Annotated in this window: 25 protein-coding genes, 1 tRNA gene and 1 pseudogene; 9 read left to right on the top strand and 18 right to left on the bottom strand. The window is 68.2% G+C overall.

Going from position 1 to position 22,096, the window contains the following annotated elements; all coding sequences use genetic code 11:
* Positions 1 to 15: 15 nt before the first annotated feature.
* The 7 genes from ACZ6QO_RS31935 to ACZ6QO_RS31905 all read right to left on the bottom strand — a co-directional run bounded on the left by ACZ6QO_RS31935 (position 16) and on the right by ACZ6QO_RS31905 (position 3,988).
* Entirely contained in the window at positions 16 to 426 is a 411-nt protein-coding gene (locus tag ACZ6QO_RS31935) for a DUF4395 domain-containing protein (protein WP_465856173.1), read from the bottom strand.
* Positions 427 to 511: 85 nt separating this feature from the next.
* Entirely contained in the window at positions 512 to 595 is an 84-nt protein-coding gene (locus tag ACZ6QO_RS31930; protein WP_358546035.1) for a putative leader peptide, read from the bottom strand.
* 32 nt (positions 596 to 627) lie between these two features.
* A complete protein-coding gene (locus ACZ6QO_RS31925) occupies positions 628 to 957 on the bottom strand; it encodes a thioredoxin family protein (RefSeq protein WP_465856314.1) in 330 nt (109 codons plus the stop codon).
* A 538-nt stretch (positions 958 to 1,495) separates the two neighbouring features.
* Positions 1,496 to 2,335, bottom strand: a complete 840-nt coding sequence (locus ACZ6QO_RS31920; RefSeq protein ID WP_465856171.1) for an anti-sigma factor family protein — start codon at positions 2,333 to 2,335, stop codon at positions 1,496 to 1,498.
* Entirely contained in the window at positions 2,332 to 2,844 is a 513-nt protein-coding gene (locus tag ACZ6QO_RS31915; protein WP_465856169.1) for a sigma-70 family RNA polymerase sigma factor, read from the bottom strand. Before ACZ6QO_RS31915 ends, ACZ6QO_RS31920 begins: the two co-directional genes overlap by 4 nt.
* 31 nt (positions 2,845 to 2,875) lie before the next feature.
* Positions 2,876 to 3,553 carry an LmeA family phospholipid-binding protein gene (locus tag ACZ6QO_RS31910; RefSeq protein WP_465856167.1) on the bottom strand — a complete coding sequence of 226 codons (678 nt, stop codon included), beginning with the start codon at positions 3,551 to 3,553 and terminating at the stop codon, positions 2,876 to 2,878.
* Between the two features lie 177 nt (positions 3,554 to 3,730).
* Entirely contained in the window at positions 3,731 to 3,988 is a 258-nt protein-coding gene (locus ACZ6QO_RS31905; RefSeq protein ID WP_465856165.1) for a MoaD/ThiS family protein, read from the bottom strand.
* Positions 3,989 to 4,282: 294 nt separating this feature from the next.
* Between ACZ6QO_RS31905 and ACZ6QO_RS31900 the strand changes: the two genes are divergently transcribed.
* Positions 4,283 to 5,002 carry a response regulator transcription factor gene (locus ACZ6QO_RS31900; RefSeq protein WP_465856163.1) on the top strand — a complete coding sequence of 240 codons (720 nt, stop codon included), beginning with the start codon at positions 4,283 to 4,285 and terminating at the stop codon, positions 5,000 to 5,002.
* 264 nt (positions 5,003 to 5,266) lie between these two features.
* Here the strand turns inward: ACZ6QO_RS31900 and ACZ6QO_RS31895 are convergent, their stop codons facing one another.
* On the bottom strand, positions 5,267 to 6,988 hold the full coding sequence (locus tag ACZ6QO_RS31895; protein WP_465856161.1) for a bifunctional metallophosphatase/5'-nucleotidase: 1,722 nt from the start codon (positions 6,986 to 6,988) through the stop codon (positions 5,267 to 5,269).
* Between the two features lie 100 nt (positions 6,989 to 7,088).
* Between ACZ6QO_RS31895 and mshD the strand changes: the two are divergent.
* Together mshD and ACZ6QO_RS31885 are read left to right on the top strand one after the other, a co-directional pair.
* Positions 7,089 to 7,709: pseudogene (gene mshD / locus ACZ6QO_RS31890) on the top strand (mycothiol synthase); the annotation flags it as partial.
* A complete protein-coding gene (locus ACZ6QO_RS31885) occupies positions 7,704 to 8,114 on the top strand; it encodes a GNAT family N-acetyltransferase (RefSeq protein WP_465856312.1) in 411 nt (136 codons plus the stop codon). The pseudogene mshD and the gene ACZ6QO_RS31885, both read left to right, overlap by 6 nt.
* Positions 8,115 to 8,225: 111 nt before the next feature.
* Here the strand turns inward: ACZ6QO_RS31885 and ACZ6QO_RS31880 are convergent, their stop codons facing one another.
* The 3 genes from ACZ6QO_RS31880 to dcd all read right to left on the bottom strand — a co-directional run bounded on the left by ACZ6QO_RS31880 (position 8,226) and on the right by dcd (position 11,013).
* Positions 8,226 to 9,224, bottom strand: a complete 999-nt coding sequence (locus ACZ6QO_RS31880; protein ID WP_465856159.1) for an inorganic phosphate transporter — start codon at positions 9,222 to 9,224, stop codon at positions 8,226 to 8,228.
* Positions 9,225 to 9,842 carry a DUF47 domain-containing protein gene (locus tag ACZ6QO_RS31875; protein WP_465856158.1) on the bottom strand — a complete coding sequence of 206 codons (618 nt, stop codon included), beginning with the start codon at positions 9,840 to 9,842 and terminating at the stop codon, positions 9,225 to 9,227.
* A 595-nt stretch (positions 9,843 to 10,437) separates the two neighbouring features.
* Positions 10,438 to 11,013: a dCTP deaminase gene (gene dcd, locus ACZ6QO_RS31870; protein ID WP_465856156.1), complete on the bottom strand. Its 576-nt coding sequence runs from the start codon at positions 11,011 to 11,013 to the stop codon at positions 10,438 to 10,440.
* Between the two features lie 140 nt (positions 11,014 to 11,153).
* Here dcd and ACZ6QO_RS31865 point away from each other — a divergent pair.
* From ACZ6QO_RS31865 to ACZ6QO_RS31855, 3 genes are all read left to right on the top strand, one after another.
* A tRNA-Gly gene (locus ACZ6QO_RS31865) sits at positions 11,154 to 11,227 on the top strand.
* A 130-nt stretch (positions 11,228 to 11,357) separates the two neighbouring features.
* Positions 11,358 to 11,645, top strand: coding sequence for a DUF6247 family protein (locus tag ACZ6QO_RS31860; RefSeq protein WP_465856154.1), 288 nt, complete (start codon positions 11,358 to 11,360; stop codon positions 11,643 to 11,645).
* Positions 11,646 to 11,891: a hypothetical protein gene (locus ACZ6QO_RS31855; RefSeq protein ID WP_465856152.1), complete on the top strand. Its 246-nt coding sequence runs from the start codon at positions 11,646 to 11,648 to the stop codon at positions 11,889 to 11,891.
* A 272-nt stretch (positions 11,892 to 12,163) separates the two neighbouring features.
* On the opposite strand, the gene ACZ6QO_RS31850 is transcribed toward ACZ6QO_RS31855, so the two are convergent.
* From ACZ6QO_RS31850 to ACZ6QO_RS31840, 3 genes are all read right to left on the bottom strand, one after another.
* The gene (locus ACZ6QO_RS31850; protein ID WP_465856150.1) at positions 12,164 to 13,081 is read right to left on the bottom strand and encodes a hypothetical protein; all 918 of its coding nucleotides are present in this window, start codon (positions 13,079 to 13,081) and stop codon (positions 12,164 to 12,166) included.
* Positions 13,082 to 13,084: 3 nt separating this feature from the next.
* The gene (locus ACZ6QO_RS31845; RefSeq protein ID WP_465856148.1) at positions 13,085 to 13,891 is read right to left on the bottom strand and encodes a MerR family transcriptional regulator; all 807 of its coding nucleotides are present in this window, start codon (positions 13,889 to 13,891) and stop codon (positions 13,085 to 13,087) included.
* Between the two features lie 427 nt (positions 13,892 to 14,318).
* Entirely contained in the window at positions 14,319 to 14,762 is a 444-nt protein-coding gene (locus ACZ6QO_RS31840; RefSeq protein WP_465856146.1) for an SCO4402 family protein, read from the bottom strand.
* Positions 14,763 to 14,806: 44 nt separating this feature from the next.
* Between ACZ6QO_RS31840 and ACZ6QO_RS31835 the strand changes: the two genes are divergently transcribed.
* Together ACZ6QO_RS31835 and ACZ6QO_RS31830 are read left to right on the top strand one after the other, a co-directional pair.
* On the top strand, positions 14,807 to 15,454 hold the full coding sequence (locus ACZ6QO_RS31835; protein WP_465856144.1) for an Imm21 family immunity protein: 648 nt from the start codon (positions 14,807 to 14,809) through the stop codon (positions 15,452 to 15,454).
* Positions 15,455 to 16,122: 668 nt separating this feature from the next.
* The gene (locus ACZ6QO_RS31830) at positions 16,123 to 16,668 is read left to right on the top strand and encodes a hypothetical protein (protein WP_465856142.1); all 546 of its coding nucleotides are present in this window, start codon (positions 16,123 to 16,125) and stop codon (positions 16,666 to 16,668) included.
* Positions 16,669 to 16,821: 153 nt separating this feature from the next.
* Here the strand turns inward: ACZ6QO_RS31830 and ACZ6QO_RS31825 are convergent, their stop codons facing one another.
* On the bottom strand, positions 16,822 to 17,118 hold the full coding sequence (locus tag ACZ6QO_RS31825) for a hypothetical protein (RefSeq protein ID WP_465856140.1): 297 nt from the start codon (positions 17,116 to 17,118) through the stop codon (positions 16,822 to 16,824).
* Between the two features lie 166 nt (positions 17,119 to 17,284).
* Positions 17,285 to 17,959 (bottom strand): hypothetical protein, encoded by a 675-nt coding sequence (locus tag ACZ6QO_RS31820; RefSeq protein WP_465856138.1) that lies wholly within the window; start codon positions 17,957 to 17,959, stop codon positions 17,285 to 17,287.
* A gap of 492 nt (positions 17,960 to 18,451) precedes the next feature.
* On the opposite strand from ACZ6QO_RS31820, the gene ACZ6QO_RS31815 reads away from it, so the two are divergent.
* Positions 18,452 to 19,276 (top strand): GNAT family N-acetyltransferase, encoded by an 825-nt coding sequence (locus ACZ6QO_RS31815; protein ID WP_465856136.1) that lies wholly within the window; start codon positions 18,452 to 18,454, stop codon positions 19,274 to 19,276.
* 112 nt (positions 19,277 to 19,388) lie between these two features.
* On the opposite strand, the gene ACZ6QO_RS31810 is transcribed toward ACZ6QO_RS31815, so the two are convergent.
* Positions 19,389 to 19,685: a hypothetical protein gene (locus ACZ6QO_RS31810; protein WP_465856134.1), complete on the bottom strand. Its 297-nt coding sequence runs from the start codon at positions 19,683 to 19,685 to the stop codon at positions 19,389 to 19,391.
* A gap of 361 nt (positions 19,686 to 20,046) precedes the next feature.
* Positions 20,047 to 22,044, bottom strand: a complete 1,998-nt coding sequence (locus ACZ6QO_RS31805) for a ThuA domain-containing protein (protein ID WP_465856132.1) — start codon at positions 22,042 to 22,044, stop codon at positions 20,047 to 20,049.
* Positions 22,045 to 22,096: the final 52 nt, after the last annotated feature.

Here is a 22,096-nt window from a genome sequence, read left to right as displayed (position 1 = left end):
TGGGGAACCTCCCGTTTATCGGGTTGCGGCGGGCATTAGACGGCGGATGATCAAGTACATTTCGCAGCCCAGGCAGAAGCCGAAGGCGGCGTTGAGGAGGGCGGCCAGCAGCGCCGCGGCCGTCGCGCCGAGCGCGAGCGCCGGGACCTGCGCGGCGAACCCCGCCACTCCGGCGAGCGCGAACACCAGCCCGACCCCCTGCGCGAAGCGGGGCGGGGCGGCGTCCTCGAGCTCCGCCGGCGGGCCGAGCCTCGGCCGCACCAACCGTCTGAAGATCAGCCCGTACGGCGACACCCCGGCGACGCCCAAGGCGAAGAACAGACCCTGCGCGAGGAGCAGCCAGGCGTTGCCTGTGAGCAGGACCAGCGCCAGGACGACCGTCGTGACGGCCGCGGAGAACCGCGTGCTTCTGGGATCGACCTGCATGGCAGATGCTCCTGAAGGATCGTGCCGGAGACGCTGAGATCGGGCACTGTTCAGATCGGTGCGGCGGAAGGCCGCGAGATCGCCCTCAGGCCATGCGACAGAGCGCGGTGGCTACGCGGCAGAAATCAACCGCGCGCCGCTTCGTCAGCAGCTCTGTCGAGGGTGTCATGTGCACGACAGTACCCGCCGTCTCGCCATCTGTCACGTCGCGTCCGGTTCATGAGACGCGGTGAAACCGAGGGCCGCGATCACGTCCGCCTTGCGGGGTTGACCCGACGCCTTCTTGACCACTCTGCCCGCGTGATCGAGGACGAGCACGGTCGGCGTGCGCAGGACGTCGTACCTGCGCACCAGATCAAGACGCGACTCGGCGTCGATCTCGACGTGCCGCACCCCGGGCACCATGCCGCAGACCTCCGACAGCACGCGCCGGGTGGCCCGGCAGGGCTGGCAGAAGGCACTGGAGAACTGCACGAGCGTGGCGCGTTCGCCCAGCTCGGAGCCGAGATCACCGGCCGCCACCACGTCCATGTCGCTCCTCGTGGCGCGCACGGCGCCATTGCGCCGCCGCACCGTCACTCCGACGACGACCCCGGCGGCGAGCGTCGCGCAAAGCACCAGCAGACCTGTCACCGACTCCGACAACATCGGCTCTCCGCCGGCCATTCCCCGTCGCCCGCGCGGCCGGCACCTGGAGTCCCCGCTTCTGCGCCCGACCGGCGGGGCGGTCAGGGCGACCGGCGGGGTCGGTCACGGCGGCGGACGGTCAGGGGTGGCGCGGCCAACGGGCAGCGGGGCCGAGGCGGTCCCGGCAGGGGTGCCGCGCCCGCGCGCAGGGGGCGGCACCCCGCCTCAGGGGGGCGTACGGGATGGACGGGGCGCCACGGCGAGGAGTAATGGACCGGACGTAACCGCCGGCCCCCGCACGCCGGAAAGACGGCCGCGGCCGTCGCGTCCGGGGACAGTCCTCCTCTGACGCCACGGTCCGGGAAAGACCCCCACTGCCACCACGTGCGGGAAAGCACCCCGCGTGGACACGACGTCCGCGCGCCCTCCCGCGGACGTCGCGTCAGGGAAGGGACAGCAGCCGCTTGCCGCTGGACTCGCGGATCTCGAAGCCCCGGATGCGGTCCATCGTCAGCTCGGTGTGCCCGGTGAACCTGGCCGGCCCGCCCTGGTAGTCGGCCTGGCCGATGGTCCAGCTGCCCGCCGGGGACACGGTGCCGTCGGACCCGAGAGCGCTGACCCGGCACGAGGTGCCGTCGGGCAGGCCGCTGATGGAGACCTCGACCGTCGTGCCCTCGCGTCCGGGAATCATGAAGATCTGCGCGTGCACGTTCCCCGCGCGGCCTTCCAAGGGCTCGCGTATCCGCAGGCCGGCCGAGGGCAGGGCGCTGGGCACGCCCGGGACGGTCTTCTCCATGGGCTGCGCGGACGAGGAGGGGGCGAGCGTGGCGGCGAACGGGTCGGCCGCGGAGTCCTGCTGCCCGCGCCTCGCTGCCTCGCCATGGGCGTCCAGCGCGCCCGCGGCCGACGAGCTCGCGGCCGGGGCGCCCGCGGCGGTCGACATGGCGGTCGGCGGCTGATTCACCACGAACCAGGCCGTTCCCCCCACGACGAGCGCCACCAGCGACGCCGCGAGGCCGAGCAGCAGGCGGTGCAGGCGGTGCCGGCGGGCGGAGGCGCTGATCAGGCGGTCCAGGACGGCCTGCGGCGGGCTGGCCGCCTGCTCGATGTCCTCCTCCGTGACGCGGGCCAGCATCGCGGTGACGCCGGCGAGTTCCGCCAGCTCGGCACGGCATTCCGGACATGTGGCCAGATGGGCCTCGACCATCACGGCCTCGTCCGGGTCCAGCGCGCCCAGCATGTGCGCGCCGAGCGACATCCTCACGTGCTCACAGGCGCTCATGGCGCGAGCCCCCGTTCCTCTAGCGCCAGCTTCAGCGCGCGCAGCGCGTAGTACGTGCGGGACTTGACCGTGCCGGGCGGGATGCCCAGCACCTCGGCGGCCTCCTTGACCGAACGTCCCCGGTAGTAGGTCTCCAGCAGCACCTCGCGGTGCTCGGGCCGCAGGGTCGCGATCGCGTCGGCGACGCCCCAGGACTCGACGGCCCGCTCAAGCTCGTCGTCGGCCGGCAGGACCGCGAGGGCCTCGTCCCCGGTCTCCTGGGGCCGGGACCGGCGGGCACGGGCGTGGTCGACGACAAGGTTGCGCGCGACCGTGAAGAGCCATGCGCGCACGGGGCGATCGGTCAGCACGTCTGGGTGCTTCCACGCCCGCAACAGCGTCTCCTGTACCACGTCCTCCGCCTTGCCCGGATCACCCGTGAGCCGCAACACGTAACCGTAGAGTGACCCGGCGTGCTCGTCGAAAAGTGTACGAATCAGTTGCTCGTCGGCGGTTCCGGCGGGACTCACACCCTCATGACGTACGGCGGATCGCTCTGGTTCAGGCACGCAGCGGCACGTCCGTCGCCGTGCCCTCGACCGCCAGGCCCTCGGGCGTCGAGCGCACCTTCTCGATCTTGAGGTTGAGCGGCAGGTTCTTGATCGGCACGGTGAAGCTCAGCATGCGGGTGGCGTTCGGCACCTGGATGCCGTTGACGTTCTCGGGCGTGAGCCGCACGCCGCCCTGCACGACCTCGATCTTCATCTTGGCCGTGACCGGGATGGCGATGCCGGCGACGGTGATCTTTCCGGTGACCTGGAGGCTGTCGTCCCCGTTGCCTGTGACGCGCAACCCGCGCGGCGCCCGGGCGTCCAAAGTCCGCCGGTCGATCACCACGGTGCCGGTGACCTCGTCGGCGGTCACCTTCGCCTCGGCCGTGTTCTGGATCAGGTCCGTCAGGGGCGCGCGGACGCCGTGCAGGACGGCGTCGATGCGCGCGATCTTCGCGCCGTCGGGCAGGGTCATCTCCCCGATCGAGACGGTGACCTCCTCGTACCGCCCGGCGACGGCCTGGGTGAGGAAGGGGATGCCGTGCACCTTGACCGCGGGCGGCCGGGCGAGGTCGTACTTGACCGCCACCTGGCGGGCGACCTCGCGCTCCACTCCGGCCACGGCGACGCGGTCGAGCACGGCCAGCAGGACGCCCAGGAGGATGAGGAAAACGATCAGCTTGCGCATCCGGCTCCTTCGCGGTCGGCCTGCACCACAGTATCCGCGCGCCGCCCTATTTCCCGCGCCCGGACCGGCGAAACGGGCGTACATCCCGGGCGGCTCACCTCCCCGAGCCCCGACGGTGACGCTACGTCACCGCGTCGGCGGCCACCCGCGCCAGAACCTCGGAAACGGCCGGGCGGGCTACCCGCCGGCGAAGGGCGGCAGGACCTCCACGGTGGCCTCGTCGGGCAGTTCGACCTTGTGCGGGTCGCGGGCGCCCGCGGGAGCGCCGTCGACGAGGAATGACGAGCGGCTCAGCACCCGCACCAAGTGTGGATTCTCATGTTTTGATGTGATTTGTGCCACTAGGTCGCCCAGCGTGATCGCGTCGAACGGCTCCTCCGCCACGCCCGCGGCCTCCTTGGCCGCGGCCCAATAGCGCACAGTTCCCCTTGCCATCACTGCCCTCTCTCCAGCTCACCGCTCGGCGGCGCCCAAGATTCGATCACTCACCGCGAGGGAATGGTTACGGTTATTTCCCGCGTGATGGATCGTTCACCAGATGGACCGCCCTATGGACGCCTCTTCCCTGTGGGCTATCCTCACGTACTGACGGGACCTGGGCGACGTAGCCCCCGGGTCCTTTACGTGTTTGTACGGCTGCCGCCGTCACAACACGGGGAGGAGGCGATGCGGTGAGTGAGCGAAACCGCGCCGCCTCTCCCCCGATCAGCCTCTGGACTAGGAGGTGCTGTGAGTAACCTGCTCCTGCTCACGAACGCTCTGGAGCCTTCAGCGGAGGTTCTGCCCGCACTAGGGTTGCTGCTCCACTCGGTGCGGGTCGCTCCCGCGGAGGCGTCGGCGCTGATCGACGCCCCTCCCGCCGACGCCGTGCTGGTCGACGCGCGGAGGGAGCTGGTGCACGCCAAGAGCCTCTGCCGCCTTCTCCGCACGACCGGCATCGACTGCCCCCTCATGGTGATCGTCACCGAGGGCGGCCTCGCCGCGATGACCGCCGAATGGGGAGCCGACGACGTCCTCCTCGACACGGCCGGCCCCGCGGAGGTCGAGGCCCGTCTCAGGCTGGCCGTCGGCCGGCTCTCGATCGCCGCCACCGACGAGGTGCCCGACGAGATCCGCAGCGGCGATCTGTCGATCGACGAGGCCACCTACACCGCCCGCCTGCGCAGCCGTGCCCTGGACCTGACGTTCAAGGAGTTCGAGCTGCTCAAGTACCTCGCCCAGCACCCCGGCCGGGTGTTCACCCGCGCCCAGCTGCTGCAGGAGGTCTGGGGGTACGACTACTTCGGCGGCACCCGCACGGTCGACGTCCACGTGCGGCGCCTGCGCGCCAAGCTCGGCGCCGAGTACGAGTCGCTGATCGGCACCGTCCGCAACGTCGGCTACCGCTTCGTACCCGACCGCGGCGGCGAGCAGGCCGACGATCGCGAGCACGCGCCCGCGCACCACTGACGGGCGCCGGGACGGGCTGAGACGGGCCGCCGATGACGCCGGCCCCACCGCGGTCCCGCACGCCCTGCGACCGTACGCGCCACCCGCGAGCCCGGGGGGGCACGCCCCCGCGGACGATGCCGCGGGAGCGTGCCATGTCACCTGGGTCACCTGGGTCACCTGGACCACCTGGACCACCTGGGGTCATCCAGGGGCACCAGGTCACCGAGGATCCGGGCTTCCGGTGACCGGGTCACCGGCCGCACCGAGGCGCCCGGCCGCCGGTCAGCCGGCGACCGCGATGCGGTTGAGCGCCGGCGGGGCGATCGGCGAGTGCGCGCCCAGGTAGGCGACGAACGCGTCGATGTCCAGCGGGCCGCTCCACAGGTCGGTGCCCTCCTTGAAGACGCTGAAGCCGTCCCCGCCGCCGACGAGGAAGTTGTTGGCCGCGACCCTGATCGTCTGGGCGTCCGTCACCGGCGTACCGTTGATCTTGATGTCCGAGACCCGCGAGCCGATCGGCTGCGAGAGGTTCATCGTGTACGTCAGCGACGCCGACGGCTGCAGGATGCGCACCGTCGCCCCGCCGTTCTGCCACTGCTGCTCCAGCAGCGCGTCCAGCTGCGCCCCGGTCAGCGTCACGACCTGCATGAGGTTGTTGAACGGCTGCACGGTGAACGCCTCGCCGTAGGTCACGACGCCGTTCCCCTCGGAACCGCTCTGCGCGTAGGTGAGGTCCGCGCGCACGCCGCCCGGGTTCATCAGCGCGATCTCGGCGTTGCCGCCGGTCCTGGTGGCCTCGAGCTGGCCGTCGGCGATCACGTCGCCGAGCGCCGTCTCACCGGACGGGCCCGCGGCGCGGGTGAGGTCGCCGGTGATGCTGCCGACCGCCTTGTTCGCCACCGTCGAGACCCGGTCCTTCCAGGTCTGGACGAACTGCGAGACCTCGGGGTCGGCGGTCACGTCGCGGCTGACGACGTGGTTGTCGGCGACGACCGAGGAGCGCACGACGTCACCGGTCTTCTTGTCGACGTTGAAGTCGATCGTGGTCAGCACGCGGCCGAACGACGAGCCCTGCGTGAAGACGCGGTCGTCGCCGGCCGGGTCCTTGGTCTTGCAGACGTACGCCTGGTGCGAGTGGCCCATGATCACCAGGTCGACGTCCGCGCTGAGGCCCTGGGCGATGCGCGTGCCTGCGCCCGGCGTGACCGGGCAGGCGTCCGGGCTCTGGTTCGGGGTGATCGAGTCGCCCTCGTGGACGAGCGCGACGATGGACTTCACGCCCGCGCGCTTGAGCAGGGCGGCGGCGCGGTTGCCCTGTTCGACCTCGTCGGCGAACTTCAGGCCCGCGATGCCCGAGGCGGTGACGATCGTCGGCGTCGTCTGGGTGACCAGGCCGATGAAGCCGACCTTGACGCCGTTGATCTTCTTGACGGCGACCGGCGGCAGGACGTACCGGTCGTCGTCCTCCTTCAGGACGTTGGCCGCGAGGTACTCGTACTTGGCGCCCTTCCACCTGCCGGCCGGGGAGCAGCCGTCGGTGGGGTGGCAGCCGCCGTTCTGGATGCGCTTGAGCTCGGTGATGCCCTCGTCGAACTCGTGGTTGCCGACGGAGGCGACCTTCAGGCCCAGCTTGCCGAGCACCTCCGCGGTCGGCTCGTCGTGGTAGGCGGCGGAGATCAGCGGCGAGGCGCCGATCAGGTCGCCGGCGGCCACCACCGTGGAGTTCTTGTTGACCAGCGACTTGAGGTGGGTCGCCAGGTAGGCGGCGCCGCCGGCCGGGACCGAGACCCCGCTCTCGTCGACGATGGCGCCGCCGGAGCCGGTCGGCGGCTCCAGGTTGCCGTGGAAGTCGTTGATCGAGATCAGCCGCACGGGGACCGTGACCGCGGGCTTGGGGGGCTTCGGAGGCTTGGGGTGCGCCGCGGCGGGGCCGGCGGCGAACGCGAGACCGGTGGCCGCGATGATGCCGGCGACCGCGATCCGCGTGAACGATCGTGAGGTCATAACTCTTGAGGTTAGAGAGGGAACCTAAGCACAAAACGACGCAGAGATAACGATTTACCCGGCTACATAGTGGCGTCTTCTGCCAGATTAGAGTCAGAACATGAACGCGCGCGTGGACATCCGTGAGCGGCTCACCGACCAGGAGGTGGCCGCCGTGGCCGCTCTCGTCGACGCCGCCACCGAGGCCGACTCCGTCCGTCCCCTCAACGAGCATGTCATGCTCCACCTGCGCTACGGCGGCGATCCGGGCGCCAGGGTCGTGCTCCTCTACGAGGGAGACGAGCTGGCCGGCTTCGCCCACGTCGACCCGACCGACCCTGTCGAGGGGCCGAGCGGCGAGCTCGTCGTCCACCCCGCCCACCGGCGGCGGGGCCTCGGACGGCGGCTGACCGAGCTGGCGCTGGCCGAGGGCGGCGGCCGGCTGCGCCTGTGGGCGCACGGCGACCGCCCGGAGGCCGGACGGCTCGCCGCCTCCCTCGGCTTCACCCGGGTGCGCTCCCTGTGGCAGATGCGCCGCTCGCTGTACGCCCCCCTGCCGAGCGCCGAGCTGCCCCCCGGCGTGCGCATGCGCACGTTCGAACCAGGTTCGGACGAGCAGGCGTGGCTCGCGGTCAACGCCCGCGCGTTCGCCCACCACCCCGAGCAGGGTGCGTGGACCCTCGACGACCTCATGCGCCGCGAACAGGAGCCCTGGTTCGACCCGGCCGGCTTCTTCCTGGCCGTACGCGACGCGCCCGCCCCGTCACGCGAAGCGCCGGCCCCGTCCGGCGCGGAGCCGAACGGCGCCGAACCGAACGGCGCCGGTCCGGCGGGCGAGGCGCCGCTGACGGCGAGCGGCTCGCGGCTCGTCGGGTTCCACTGGACCAAGGTGCACGGCGACGACGACCACGACACGCCGCACGGGCACAACGCGATCGGCGAGGTGTACGTGGTCGGGGTGGACCCCTCCGAGCAGGGCGGCGGCCTGGGCCGCACGCTCACCCTGGCCGGCCTCGCCCACCTGCGATCTCGCGGCCTCCCCCAGGTGATGCTCTACGTCGACGAGGACAACACCTGGGCCATCCGCCTGTACGAGTCGCTCGGCTTCACCCGGTGGGACGTCGACGTCATGTACCGCCACGTGTGACCCGCGCGGGCCCGGCAGGCGCCGGCCGGGCCCTCGGCAACGTACGCGAGTGCACGGGAGTGCGAACCGCGCTTCCAGAACCTGGAGCGCCGGCTCGGCATGACACCGGAGCTACTCGATGAACCAGTGCAGGACGAAGTACGACACGGCGGCCACGGCGGCCGCGGCGGGAATCGTCAGCACCCACGCCGTGATGATGTTGCCGGCGATGCCCCACCGGACCGCCGACAGCCGCTTGGTCGCGCCGACGCCCATGATGGCGCTGGTGATGGTGTGGGTGGTGGAGATCGGGGCCTTGGCCGCGATGGCCATCGTGTACAGGACGACCGAGGCGGCCGCCTCCGCCGCGAACCCCTGCGCGGGGCTGAGGTGGATGATCCGGCGGCCCAGGGTGCGCATGATGCGCCACCCGCCGGAGTAGGTGCCCAGCGAGATCGCGGCGGCCGCGGCGAGGATCACCCATTGCGGGATCGGGTCGTCGAGCGCGAGGAAGCCGCCGGTGTACAGCGCCAGGAAGATGACACCCATTGTCTTCTGCGCGTCCTGCAGTCCGTGGCCGAGCGCCATGGCGGCCGCGGAGACCGTCTGGGCGTAGCGGAATCCCTTGGTCGTCCTGTGCGGGTTGGCCCTGCGGAAGATCCACAGAATGGCGATCATGATGATGGCGCCGAGCAGGAAACCGACCAACGGCGACAGGATCATCGGGACGACGACCTTCTGCACCACACCGTCCCAGTGGACGGCGGTGGACGCCGCGAGGGCCGAGCCCACCAGCCCGCCGATCAGCCCATGGCTGCTGGACGAGGGCAGGCCGAAGTACCAGGTGATGAGGTTCCAGGTGATCGCGCCGATCAGGCCGGCGCCCACGATGACCAGTCCATGCGTGCCGGTCGGCGGCTCGATGATGCCGGTGCCGACGGTCCTGGCCACTTCGGTGCTGATATGGGCGCCGACGAAGTTCATGGCGGCGGCCATGAACAGGGCGGCCCGGGGGGTCAGAGCGCGCGTCGAGACCGAGGTCGCGATCGCGTTGGCGGCGTCGTGGAAACCGTTGGTGTAGTCGAACACCAGAGCGATGACGATGACGCCGATGACAAGTGCGAGCTCCACTTAGCTTTCCTTGACCGCGATCGACTCGATCGTGTTCGCCACGTGCTCGAAGGCGTCGGCGGCCATTTCCAGCTGATCGATGACCTCCTTCATCTTCATGACGGTGAGCGCGTCGTACTCACCGCCGAAGAGCTTGGCCAGCAGGCGCCGGTAGACCTGGTCCGCCTGGTTCTCCAGCCGGTTGATCTCGATCCAGTACTCGTTGAGGTTGTTCATGCCGCGCAGGCGGGGCATGGCCTCGGCGGTGAGCTCGGCCGCGCGTTCGAGCACCTCGACCTGGCGGACGACCTCTTTGGGGAGGTGATCGATCTGATACAGGACGATCAGATCGGCGGCGGCCTCCATGTAGTCCATCACGTCGTCGAGATTCGAGGCGAGACGATAAATGTCCTCGCGGTCGAACGGCGTGATGAAGCTCTCGTTGAGCCGATTCATGATCGCGTGAGTACGCTCGTCGCCCGCGTGCTCGCAGGCACGCATCTTCTCGGCCAGGGCTTCCCGGTCCGAGCCGTCGCTGATGATCTCTACCAGCAGACGGGATGCGGTGACGAGATTGTTCGCCGAGTCGGCGAACAAGTCGTAGTAGCTGTCCTCACGAGGCGTGAGACGCAGGCGCACGTCGTTCTCCAGATGTGCGGGGACGGTCCGCAGAGAAGAGTAAGGGGTACGGGCTGAAATGCGAAGTTCGTGACATGCACTCCTTGTTGTAACGCTCCCTTCCCCGTGGCGTTGCCCTCCGTTAGCCCGTTCACACCGGAGATCGCAACTTCACCTCCAGATGTTTCCGCGCCCCCCAAACTACGTCCCCCACGGGCCACCGCACCCCCGCCCTGAAGATCATCAATAACCCCACCGGGAACTCACCCCCCACCAACCCCACCCGCCACACGCGCCGTGCCCAGCACGCCCCCCCGCACCGACCCCAGGCAGACGTCACCCCCGCCCACAGCGCGAGACGCCCGCCCCCGCACCTGCCCATAGCGCGACACACTCGCCCCCGGGCCCGGCGGCAGCCCCAGACACTCACTCACGCCCGACAGCCGATCCAAACACCACCCCAGCGCCTGACAGCGTCGCTGAACACCCACCCCCACCTCCGGCGGCGGCGCTAGACACCCACCCAGCGCTCGGCAGCGTCGCTAGACACCCACCCCGACATCCAACGGCGGCGGCGCTGGACATCACCCATACATCGGCGGACACAACGAGCGGCTCACACCCGCGTCCGATGGAAGTTCAGGAACGATCTGCTCGGCGTCGGCCCCCGCTGCCCTTGATAACGCGACCCGTACTTTTCGCTGCCGTAAGGATGCTCCGCCGGCGAGCTGAGCCGGAACAGGCACAACTGACCTATCTTCATCCCCGGCCACAACTTGATCGGCAACGTGGCCACGTTCGACAACTCCAACGTGACGTGCCCTTCGAACCCGGGGTCGATGAACCCCGCCGTCGAGTGCGTCAACAGCCCCAGCCGCCCGAGACTCGACTTCCCCTCCAGCCTGCTGGCGATGTCGTCCGGCAGGCCGATCACCTCGTAGCTCGACGCCAGGACGAACTCGCCCGGGTGCAGGATGAACGGCTCATCGCCATCGGGCTCCACCAGCCGCGTCAGCTCCGGCTGCTCGACCGCGGGATCGATGTGGGGATAACGATGGTTCTCGAACACCCTGAAGTACCGATCCAGGCGCACGTCGATGCTCGACGGCTGGATCATCTCCATGTCGAGCGGGTCGATCTTGACCCTTCCCGACTCGATCTCGCCCCTGATGTCACGATCGGATAGCAGCACGTCAGCAACTTACCAACCCAACCCCCACCACCATCGCCCCTCGACGCCCCTCCCGCCCCATCCGAACTCGCCCCGCACCAAGGGGAGGTGGCACGCCCCAAGTTCCGCTAGAGTAGGTGCGTCGTCAGTAACTGATCGACGCGGGTGTAGTTCAATGGCAGAACATCAGCTTCCCAAGCTGACAGCGCGGGTTCGATTCCCGTCACCCGCTCCACACAGGTACCTCCTCTTCCTGCATGCTCCAACTCCCCAACCTTCTCAGCTGAGCTCTGTAGGCTCTGTGACAGAGAGGGGACATCAGCATGACAGCGGACCCACAGCACTACGCACCGACCAGCCCGTCTATGCCGGAGAAGAACCTGCGGGCCATCCGCGCCGCCCTGGTCGTGCCCCAGGACCGCGAAGCGTTCGACGCAGGGCTCAAGGCAGTCCTCGATGAGGTTCGAGTAAGTCTGGATCTCAGCGCACTGAACAACTTCGTTCACCGCTGGTGGATCTCCGCGTGCGACACGGTGAAAGATCCCGGAGGACGCCGACAGATGCATGTCAAGGCCGAGCAGATCCTTGCCGGTGAGCCTCACGGGGGAAGGCCATGGCGTGAGGTCCTCACCGCTCGCGGAGTCGAGCTGTAGGTGTACCAGCTCCTACTAGACCCGGTCGCCGAGGACCAGATCGCCATGGTTCCCGAGGAGGCCCTACGTCCGCTCGCCGAACTGTTCACGCTGCTGGAGACCGCGCCATGGAGCGGCCAACCGTACAACGTGGCCAATCCGAAGGCCAATATGCTCACCCACGCCTTCGGCGAGCGCGGTCTCGCGACCTACGTGGTCATGGAGGAACAACGCGAGGTGTATCACATCCGCGTCGAGTGGCCATGATCCCGTGCCAGATGCGTGCCAGAACAGGCGGGGAACCGCGGTCGCTCACAGGGACTCACGGTCAACCGACCCGCTCTCACCTGCTCCCCTCTCTCCCCAGCTCAGGACGTCGAGATCAGTAGCCGATTCCCAAGCTGACAGCGCGGGTTCGATTCCCGTCACCCGCTCCACATGCGAAACCCCAGGTAGACCGAGGGATTCGGTACCTGGGCTTTGATCGCAGGGCTTTCCCTACGTGGCCAGAGGATCCACCGCGCCCGCGTAGACCCCAGCTAGCAGAGCACGGTGGCCAACTCCTCGTATGTCGGGGCAAGCTGCCGCAGCGTCTCAGCAGCGGACGTCCTGAGCCCGGCTACGAGGTCGTACTGGAGGCTACCCACTAGCCGCGCCTGTCGGGCGGCCACGGCGGCGGCCTGGTCGTGGCCCAGGTTTGCGAAGGAGGTCGCGGCGTCCGTGAGCCGCCGAGCACCGACCCGGATCGCGAAGTGGACGAGGTGATCGTGCACCTTGGGATCCAGCCCGCCGGTAATCATGTCGGCGAGCCGGTTGACCCCGGCGGCGCCTCCCAGCGTGCCTGGTGGCACCGTGAGGTCATCGCGTCCGCGCAGCCAGGCGACCGCACCGGGCAAGGCCGTGTGTAGCGCCGCCTCGGCGGTGACCTCTCGGACCCGCTGGAATTCACTGCGCATGGTGTAGGGCGTGGTTCGGTAAGCGATGGTGTCGGCGCGCCACGCGGCGAGGAAATCCCCGGTTGGCAGGGTCGCGTAGGGGTGTCCATGTGGGTCGTGGAATCGGATGAGCTTGTCGTCGGCCTCCAGCACCGTGACGAAGTGGTCCGACTCGATCGGCCCACTCATCTCTGGCACGTGATACAGCAGGCCCATCTCCACGGGCCCCGCCAGGATCGGGCCGGCCTTGACCGCGTCGCGCAGCATCGCAAGGGCTTGCTCATCGTCGTCCGCATCCAGGCGTCGGCAGGTCCAACCCAGGAGCGAGATCGCGTCATCGAGGCCGCGATCAGGGTCCCAGCCGTACGGGTCGAACAGCGGCAGCCGCTCGGCCAGCAACTCGAAGCCGAACGGCGAACCGGTCAGCACCTCGATCACCGACGGCGAGGGCGCAGTGGAGCCGAGCACCATCGCCAGTGAGTTGGCGTAGCAGTAAGGTCCGGAACCGATGTAGGGATGCATCGCTCAACTTTCTTCACTAGGCACGACGGGATAGGTGACGTCGAGGACCGCGCCATCGCTGCCGGGCCAGACCTCGACCGGGCTGCCGACGCAGACCAGCCGATGCGCGTCGATCCAGCCTTCCAACACGCCGTAGACGTACAAGATCATGGGGAAGTCGGCCTCCGCCTTGGCGACCGGCAGTACGGCATCGGTGCCGGCTGGCGAAAGTCTGACCTGCAGATCATCGACGGGTTCCACCGAGCCGATAAACGGCACCGCGACCTCCACTGGCCCGTCGCTGTCCCGGGTCACGAATCCGTGGAAGTGCACCAACGTCGGTCCGTCGTCGGACAATCCGACAGCCCGCAACCGGGCACGGATGTGCTCCTGCGCGTCGGCTATGAAGGCCTCCAACTCGTCGATGCGGACACGTCGTTCCCGGCACAGCAGTTTGCGTTGCGGCCGACTTCGGAGCGTCGGGGTAGCGGCAGTTGCACAGCTCGTGCAATCGAGGGCCTCAACCAACTCACGCCGCTGCTGGAGCTTGATCTCCTGAGCGACCAGCCAGGCGCGCAGCTCGGCTTGGCGGGCTTGCGAGTTGAGTGGAAGCAGCGCGGCTATGCGGGCCAGCGGCAGGTCCAGCATGCGCAACCATCCGATCAGCCGACCGAGTGGGATCTGGTCGCGGTGATAACGGCGATACCCGCTGCTGGTGTCGGTGTAGACCGGCACCAGCAGGCCCTGCGCCGCGTAGAGCCGCAGCGCCTTCGGCGACAGCCGGGTGGCAGCACCGAACTCGCCAGGCAGCATGAGATCCGCGTCGTTCACCCGCCTAGCCTGGACCATGCCCCTGGGGCGAGGTCAAAGCCGCGCAGCCGCCGGCCTCCATACAGCCGGGACAGGGAAGCGTCGTGCCGTAGTGCATGCCAAGGGGGCCGATCACCAGCATGGTCATCTGGACTGACGTAACACCCGATACGATCCCCGCACTGAAGCCCGCATGATCCACGTGCCAGATCCGTGCCAGAACGGACGGGTAGCCGAGGTAATTCACGGATAATCACGGCCACTCGACCCGGCGCGACATGCACCTCCGTTTTCCCAGGTCAAAGAAGCGAGATCAGTAGCCGGTTCCCAAGCTGACAGCGCGGGTTCGATCCCCGTCACCCGCTCCAGGCCGCGATGGCACAGGCACAAGCCCGATCGCGACAGCATTTTCCTGCCCCGTCACCGAGTGAGCACTGGCCGCGGGCTGTTATTGCCCGTGCGTCGCCGAGTTATCTGGAGGCGGCCATCGATGCCCGGCATCATGCAGCTTGCTCAAAGCGGTGAGATCGTTCGCCACCAGGACCTGCGCTAGCCGCCCCGCAGCAGCCAGCACTGCCGACCATCCAGGCGAATCCAGATATACCTCGTCGCTGGCGGTCGCCCCTACTGACTCCTGCACCTCGGAGTAGGCAGCGCCGAGGGCAGCCATCAGCGATACCTCCTCATCTGTACGTAGGCTCTTTCCCAGCCAGGACCGCGGAGCCTCCGCATCGCAGAAATCGTCGAAAAGGACGTGCACCACATAGTCGAGATTCTCGACCTCGCCGGGGTCCAGCCACACCTCACGTTGCCAGGACGGACTCGCAAGTGCGACAACTGCCGGGACAACATGCAAGCGGTACTGGGGAAACTCGATGCCGTGATCGACCACTCTTCGGCCTCTTTCTGTCAGGTCGTCGCCCTACGCTGGCATTCATGATCCAACCGCAAGCACACGGGGCGGACATCGAAGATCCCGTCTGGGTGACAACGCTGGGCGGGCCGCACATCGTCGTTCCGGAGTCAGCCTGCCCACACTGGAACGGCACGCCGGAGGACTACCCGGACGATGAGGGAGACTACGGCCGTGCGTGCGAGGTGAGCGGCTACATAGGGCTCATCGATGTTGGGCCGGAAAAGGCCCTCGTCCTCGCCGACCACCCTGCGGACACAACATTTCTCCCCGGCCACAACCTCTTCGTCCGCTGGATCGCCGCAAACTCCCCCGCCGACATCCTCGAAACCGCTGTCAACGTGACCGGTTCCTCCTTCCCATGGGAGGAGGAACTGACGTGGGAGATCAGAGAGCCTGTGATCCTCTTCGACTCCGTGCACAGCCACCAGTACATCGCCACGGAGCAACACCTACGCGTAGACCTTCCTCCTGGGCGCTACACCGTCCGGGCCGCCTACTTCAAGACTGACGCCGTGTACATGACCCTCGTCCAACTCGTCCAACAAGCAGGCGAGCTCCGCGCAGACGACCATGCTGTCCAAGGGGCACGCCGAACAGCCAAGCGGCGCACGTGCCCGACTGAAGAACCAGTTCAGGAACTGATCGCCGGGCCATTCGCGGGCCATTAGCCAGGGTGACGAGGGGTCAACCACGGTCACTCAGGACCGGCCTCAGGCCCAGGTCAGCAGCCCTGCGTGCTGTGATCGATGTACTTCCCAAGCTGACAGCGCGGGTTCGATTCCCGTCACCCGCTCCCAAGCGTCAAGACCCAGGCAGAACGGAATCCCCGGCCCCTGGGCCGTGATTATTTTCACGGTCTTTTCGATCTTTCGTGTCCGTTAGCGTGCCCGATCCCGATGGATCTTCTTTCCTGAGAGCCGCTGTGGCGAGCTTCCCATGGAGTCGACTTCTTCCCCATACTCTCCATGATGGACATCCTTCCGGGGACGAACCCCTGATCTCGGATGTCCGTCAAACCGGATCAAGCCCAATCAGCTCCCGCAGCGTCGCACCCGACGGCGAGGCGAACGTGTTGCCCGTATGGCGAAGGTCGTGGAAGTGGACGCCAGAGAGGTTCGCTCCCTTCAGTGCCCTGACCCAGATCCGGCTGGACACCGACCCTTGTTCTTCGACCTTTCCGATCTCGGGGTTCGGTCATGCTGAAAGACACCGGCCGGACCCTCGCTGATGCGGAGACCGGCACGGCCCGCCGCTTCGTGCGGGTCGGTCGGCCCCTCGGCGTAGGCTCACGGGCGCAGCGTCGAGCGATGGCGAACCCGAGAGGAAGACACCGTACGTGCATGACTACGACGACCCGACCTGGGGGCCACTTCCGGTCCGCCCGGCGGCACTGCGCTGGCTGCTGCTTCTCCCCTTGACCCTGGTGTTCCTGCCGCTGTGGTGGATGGTGTGGGTCGTCCTCGCGATCTGCTTCTACTGCATAGCGCCGGTGGCCCAGATGATCGTCTACATGGTGCCGCGTGCCGAGAACGGCGCGATACGGATGCTGGACGCCACATTGGGCCAGATGCCGTTCGTCCCGCTCTGGTGTGTGACCCCGGTGGCGCTGGCGCGGGAGGGCGACACGGCGTACTACCAAGCGCGCGTGGACCGGCGCATCGAGAAGCAGAACCGACGCGTGGAGACCTCCCAGTACCGTCGCGAGTACCACCGCGACCTGGAACTCGGCGCACACTACTTCCGGGGCGCCGGCGCCGGTTACGCCCTGCGCGTCGCCTCGGAGCAGGGCTGGAACCTCCACCCGGTGCTGCGCTCGCACCCCCGGCGTCGGCTTCGGCTGCGTCACAACGGCCGGCCACGGCCGGACCTCAGGGCAGGATGACCTGCCCGCCTTCACCGATCGACTCTTCGAGCTGGTGAAGTATCGGTTCGGTATCTCCGCCGAGACGGTGACCGTCGATCGCCGGCGTGGCCACGACATCGTCAGGGCGGCCGGCCTGGAGCATGTCGCGGCGGGCTGTGTCCCGCCTCGACCTCAGCTGCGCGCGCGGATCAGCATGACCAGCCCGGCAATGAACGACCCGAGCAGGACCGGCGACAGGACCGCGAGGCCGCCCCACACGACGAGGCCGAGATAGCCGAGCGCGGACGAATTGTGCGTCGGGTCGGCATCAGCGGCCGCGAACAGCCCCAGGCCGAGGATGACACCGACCATCGTGATCGCGATCGGCGTCCACAGGAGCACGTGGGCCCACACACGGAACCTCCGACTGTAGACCCGCCGGGCCGGCCGCACGTTCGGCTGTGGGGGATAGCCAGCGAGTTCGCTCATGCCGCATTTGTACCAGCCCGCGTGGGCCCGTACCGCAGGGTCGGCCGTGGCGTGTAGACGTTCGGCGTGTGGCGATCCACGATTCCCAGGCCGGCCCTTCGCCGAGATCCTGCTCATGCGGCCTCCGCGCCTTCCGCCGCCGCATCACGGGCGCGCTGCCTGCCCGTCAGTCCTTCCTGCTGTCCCAGGGATCGCCGATCCAGCTGTCGAAAGAGGGGATCAGGGCCACGAGGGCGGCTCCGAGCCGCCAGTCCAGCTCCGGTGCGTACAGATGTAGGGTGTCTCCGGACGACTTGAACTCAAGCGGAACCTGCCCGCCGGAGCGCCACTTGATGCGGCGTGGGCCGCGCGGGAAATCGCCGCCACCGCCGCCGAACAGGGTGGCCACGAGGATGAGCGGCAGCAGGGGCGAGCAGAGCCACCACACGCACCACCAGAACAGCCGGCCCTTGTATCCCACCGCGTCGGGGCTGCCTGCGCGGCTCACCGTCCAGCGTGTGCGCAGTCCCTGGCTGAACGCCTTGTCGCGCGTGAACATACCGAGCGGTTCGCCGTGCGGGCCGAGCACCTTGAACTGTGCCCGCCTGCTGCCCGCGGAGACGGTGACCAGGGTGGCGACCCGCGTCTGGCGATGCTCGTCCGCCCACAGGACGAAGGAGCGGGCTCCGCTCTTCCGGGCCGCGAGGTAGGCGGATATGCCGTCGGGCAGCACCTCGCGTTCCACATAAGCGACCGGCCGCGAAGTTCCCGGTCCGTCGGAGAAGCTGATCCGGCAGTCGAGCTGCCCGCCAGGGGTGGTCCTCAGTCGCCGCAGCGCTCGCAAGCTCAGACTGCCAGTCACCTGCGGGGGCTCCTTCGCGTGTTCATGTCGAATGATCAGCACGAAAGTACACGTGCGCGGCCCCCATTGTTCCCTTGATGAGGGTGGTCGTTCGTCCAGTGGGGCGCTCCACCTTGACGCCCTGGCCCTGTCCCGCTTCCCCTTCGGGCGGGTCGACGGCAGACGGGATGATCAGACGGGTGAGGTGCGCGCGGTGCGCCCAAGACCAGTCCTCTCGCTTGATCGCCGGGCCATTCGCGGGCCATAAGCCAGGGTGACGAGGGGTCAATCACGGTCACTCACGACCGGCCTCACGCCCAGGACATCGGCCCCACGTTGCGTGATCGATGTACTTCCCAAGCTGACAGCGCGGGTTCGATTCCCGTCACCCGCTCCACACACAAAGGCCCAGGTCAGGGACGCGATCTCCGCCCGCGGCTTGTTCATTCCACCGCCTGATCGATCTTCCATGCCTGTGACGTGCCCGATCCCTCGTGATCTTCACTCCTGCCCGTGACCTTTCGCGAGCTTGCCTATGCCATCAGCGATCAGCTTGTCCCGCTCGCCTCGGTATGCAGACAGATCAATGCGGCGCGAGTGGTCGAGCGCCCCATGCTGTTCATGAGCGCGCGAAGGTCGCGCCCGACTGCGCGGCGAACTTGTTGTGGTGCGCCTCCACGGTCGATTTCCGTCTTCTGCCCACTTGTTACGCTGCCGGGCGTGATCAACGTTGTACCCGACTGGGTCAGAGGCTTCGCGATCTCACGGGGGCTGGATGAGCCAGTGGCTGAGCCGTGGGGCTGGCGTATCGAGGTCGAGGGGATCGGACGATACGTCGTCACCGACCTCCAGTGGCTGGTGAAACTTCTCCCCACCGTCACTGAACAGGGCGCCTGGCTCAAGCTCTTCGTCTCCCCCGATGAGGCTGGGCCGTACCTCACTCAAGGGTGGGAACGCACAGACCCCGGCTTCATGATGACCGTGGACCTATACCGCGCCGAACCCCGCTGCCCGGCCGGATACGAACTTGAAGTGACCACCAGCGGAGCGGCCACCTTCGTCCGGATCCTGACCGCCGGTGGCGAGCAGGCCGCGCGCGGCCAGATGGGTTGCACCGGTGAGACCGTGGTCATCGACAAGGTGCTGACAGAGGAGGCGCACCAACGGCGGGGACTGGGCACGGTGGTGATGCGCACCCTGCAGAATCTGGCCATCGACCAGGGGGTCAGCCTCGGCGTCCTGGGCGGGACCGTCGAGGGGCGGGCGCTTTATGAGAGGCTCGGCTGGCGCGTGGTCTCATCCCTGGCTTCCTTCCAGTACGGCGTAGCCCAGCCCTAGCCGATCGCGCCTATTCACCGGAAGTCGTATCGGTGTCGGCATGACAGTGGAGGGCAACCATGACGGCCGGCGCAAGCAACACATAGGTTCCCCGAGCCGGTGACCCATATGGTCACCGCACTAGGGGCCGCCGATCTGTCACATATTGGTCTCGTCGGGTCGTGTCGTCTTGTCGCCGCACTGAGCTTGCTCCCACCGCGTGGACGCGTGGCGCGCCGTAGATGCCCCGCGAACGGTGATGGACCTCCGCGATGCGTCCGGTCGGCTCGGCGTCGCGCACCGCGCGCGGGCCGGGCAGGGCGGTGCGGCGGGCGTAGAAGGCGGCACGGGAGACTCCCAGCAGTTCACACGCCCGTTTGACGTTGTTACCGCTCTGCTTCTCCGCCTCGATGAACGGGTGCGCGCTCACCGGGTCTCCTTCGCGAAGAAAGCCGTCTTAGATTCAAACGATCAACGCAACACTGCTCGTGGAGTCGAGCTGTAGGTGTACCAGCTCCTACTCGACCCGGTCGCCGAGGACCAGATCGCCGTGGTCCCAAGGAGGCCCTACGTCCGCTCGCCGAACTGTTCACGCTGCTGGAGACCGCGCCATGGAGCGGCCAACCGTACAACGGGGGTCTCTGGCCAGGCTCCTGTAAGGTCACGCGCCGCGTCCGGTGAGTGCAGGTGAGCGCCTCCCGGCCAGGGCCGACAGATCCCGTTGAAGACCCTGCGGTCAGTCAGCGGTTGGGTCAGACCCCACCGGGAGACGCTCACTTACATCATCACTGTCAGCGGTTGAGGTTCTGCATCCACTCCCGCAGCGCGCGCGCCTGCCGCGCGAGCTCGGAACGCGCCGCAGCGTCGCCGGAGGCCTCGTCGTTCGCCAGGTCGACGATCGAGTTCAGCGCCGGGATGGCGGTGGTGTACTTGGTTGCCAGGTAGCTGTCCCGCGCGATGTCCAGGGCGGCATCGGCGGCGTCCGCGGCGGCCGCGGTCAGCAGCCCGGCCGCTCGGTCGGCCTCGATCAGCAGGCTGGTCTCGCGGTAGGACGAGCAGTTGGCGTCCGTGCGGTCGGCGGTCGTCTCGATTCCGCCGAGGATGATCCGCATGAACGAGTCGTCGTAGTACTGCGTCCGGAAGTGGCCGAGGATGTTCGAGAACGCCTTGCCACCGCCCCAGTTCTGGCACCACGCGATCGGGTGGTCGCCGTTCATCAGCCGCAGCGGGTTGGTGGCCGCGTTGCCGCTGTTGAGGCTGCGCTGGTAGCTGTCCTCGTTGAGGCTCAGCAGCGTGTGCACGTCGGCCCGCATGTTGCGGTCGAAGTTGTAGAGCTCGTCGACCGTCATCCACTTGGCAGGGAGATGCGCGGTCGCCGGGTGCGAGTTGTCTTCGGTCACCACCTCGGCGTGGATGCAGCTGCCGCACTGGCCGAACCCGTTCTGGCCGTTCGGGTGGTTGGTGAAGAACCCGCCGACGAGGTTGCCGTACCACGGCCAGGTGCGGAGCTCGAACGAGTCGGCGGCGCCGTGGATGCCGACATAGCCGCCGCCCTGGTTCATGTAGGCCTCGAAGTTCGGCTGCTCGGTGATCGCATCGAGCGGGCCCGGGTGCCCGACGTTGGACTCGAAGACGATCGTGTCGTACTTCTTGAGCGTGTCGAGGCTCAGGAACGGGCTCGTGGGCAGCGTGACGGTCGCGAGTTGCGGGTCGTAGACGTCGACGTTGAAGTTGTGCGCGATGCCGAGCTTCTGGATCGCGGCCACGGTGTGCGGGATGTGGTCGTGCCGGAAGCCCGTCGTCTTGGAGAAGACCAGGACGTTGTAGTCGGCGTCCGGGTTGTGCGGGAGCGGGGCGAGCACCGGGTCCGGGATGAACTTCGGGCCCTCCGCGGGCTCAGACTCCAGGCCCGTCGCGGGCTCCGGCGCGAGCCGGCCTTTGAGCTGGTCGATCAGGTAACGCGCATCGCCCACGAGTGTGCCGCGGGCCGAGCCGGGCGCGAGCTGGTCGCCGGCGATCGAGACGAACTCGTTCAGGACCTGGCTCGCCTGCTTGGCCGAACCGGCGTCGGCGAGCGCCTTCGCCTGGTCGAGCTTGGCTTGGAGCGCCGCGCCGACCTCCGCCGGGACGCTGCCGGCGGTCACGAACCGGCCGATCAGCGTGCCGACGTCCGCGAACGACGTCGTCACGATGAACGTCTGCGTGTACTTCGCGCTGTTGGAAGCAGCGTCAGAAAGCTGCACCGCCAGCGTGTGCACGCCGAGCGACAGGTCGGAGGTCTGCACCGGCAACGGCGGGACCAGCTTGCCGTCGAGGTACATGTTCAGCACGGCCACTCCGCCCGAGCCGGGGGCGGGGTCCGTGCGCGTCGGGATGAGTGTGGCGACGTGACCGACGTGACCGTCGGTGATCGCCGGGTACGATGCGGCCGGCGCGCGCGTGTCGATCCGGACCGAGATCGAACGGAACGCCGCGACGTTTCCGGACGTGTCGACCGCGCGGTACCGGACGTTGGTGTTGCCCTCCTGCGTGATCACCGCCGACGCCGTGGCCGACGCCGGCGCCCCCTCGACGGGCACGTCGAGGTAGGCGGCGCCGCCGTTGAGCGAGTACTGGAACTTGGCGATGCCGACGTCGTCGGTCGCCGACATGTTCAGCGTCACCGAGCCGCGGTACCAGTTGTTCTGGCCGGTCGGCGCAGAGGGCGACAGCGTCGCCACGTTGATCGCCGGCGGTGTCGTTTCCTCTGCCCACGACGGTGCCGCGGGGATGAGTGCGACCGCCGTCACGCAGGCGGCCACTACCGATGCGCGAAATCTTCTCCGCATGAGTTTCTTCTCT

This window comes from Sphaerisporangium sp. NPDC049457, from assembly GCF_055586705.1.
Note: the sequence above shows the minus strand (reverse complement) of the source record. Positions and strands in the feature narration are given on the sequence as shown.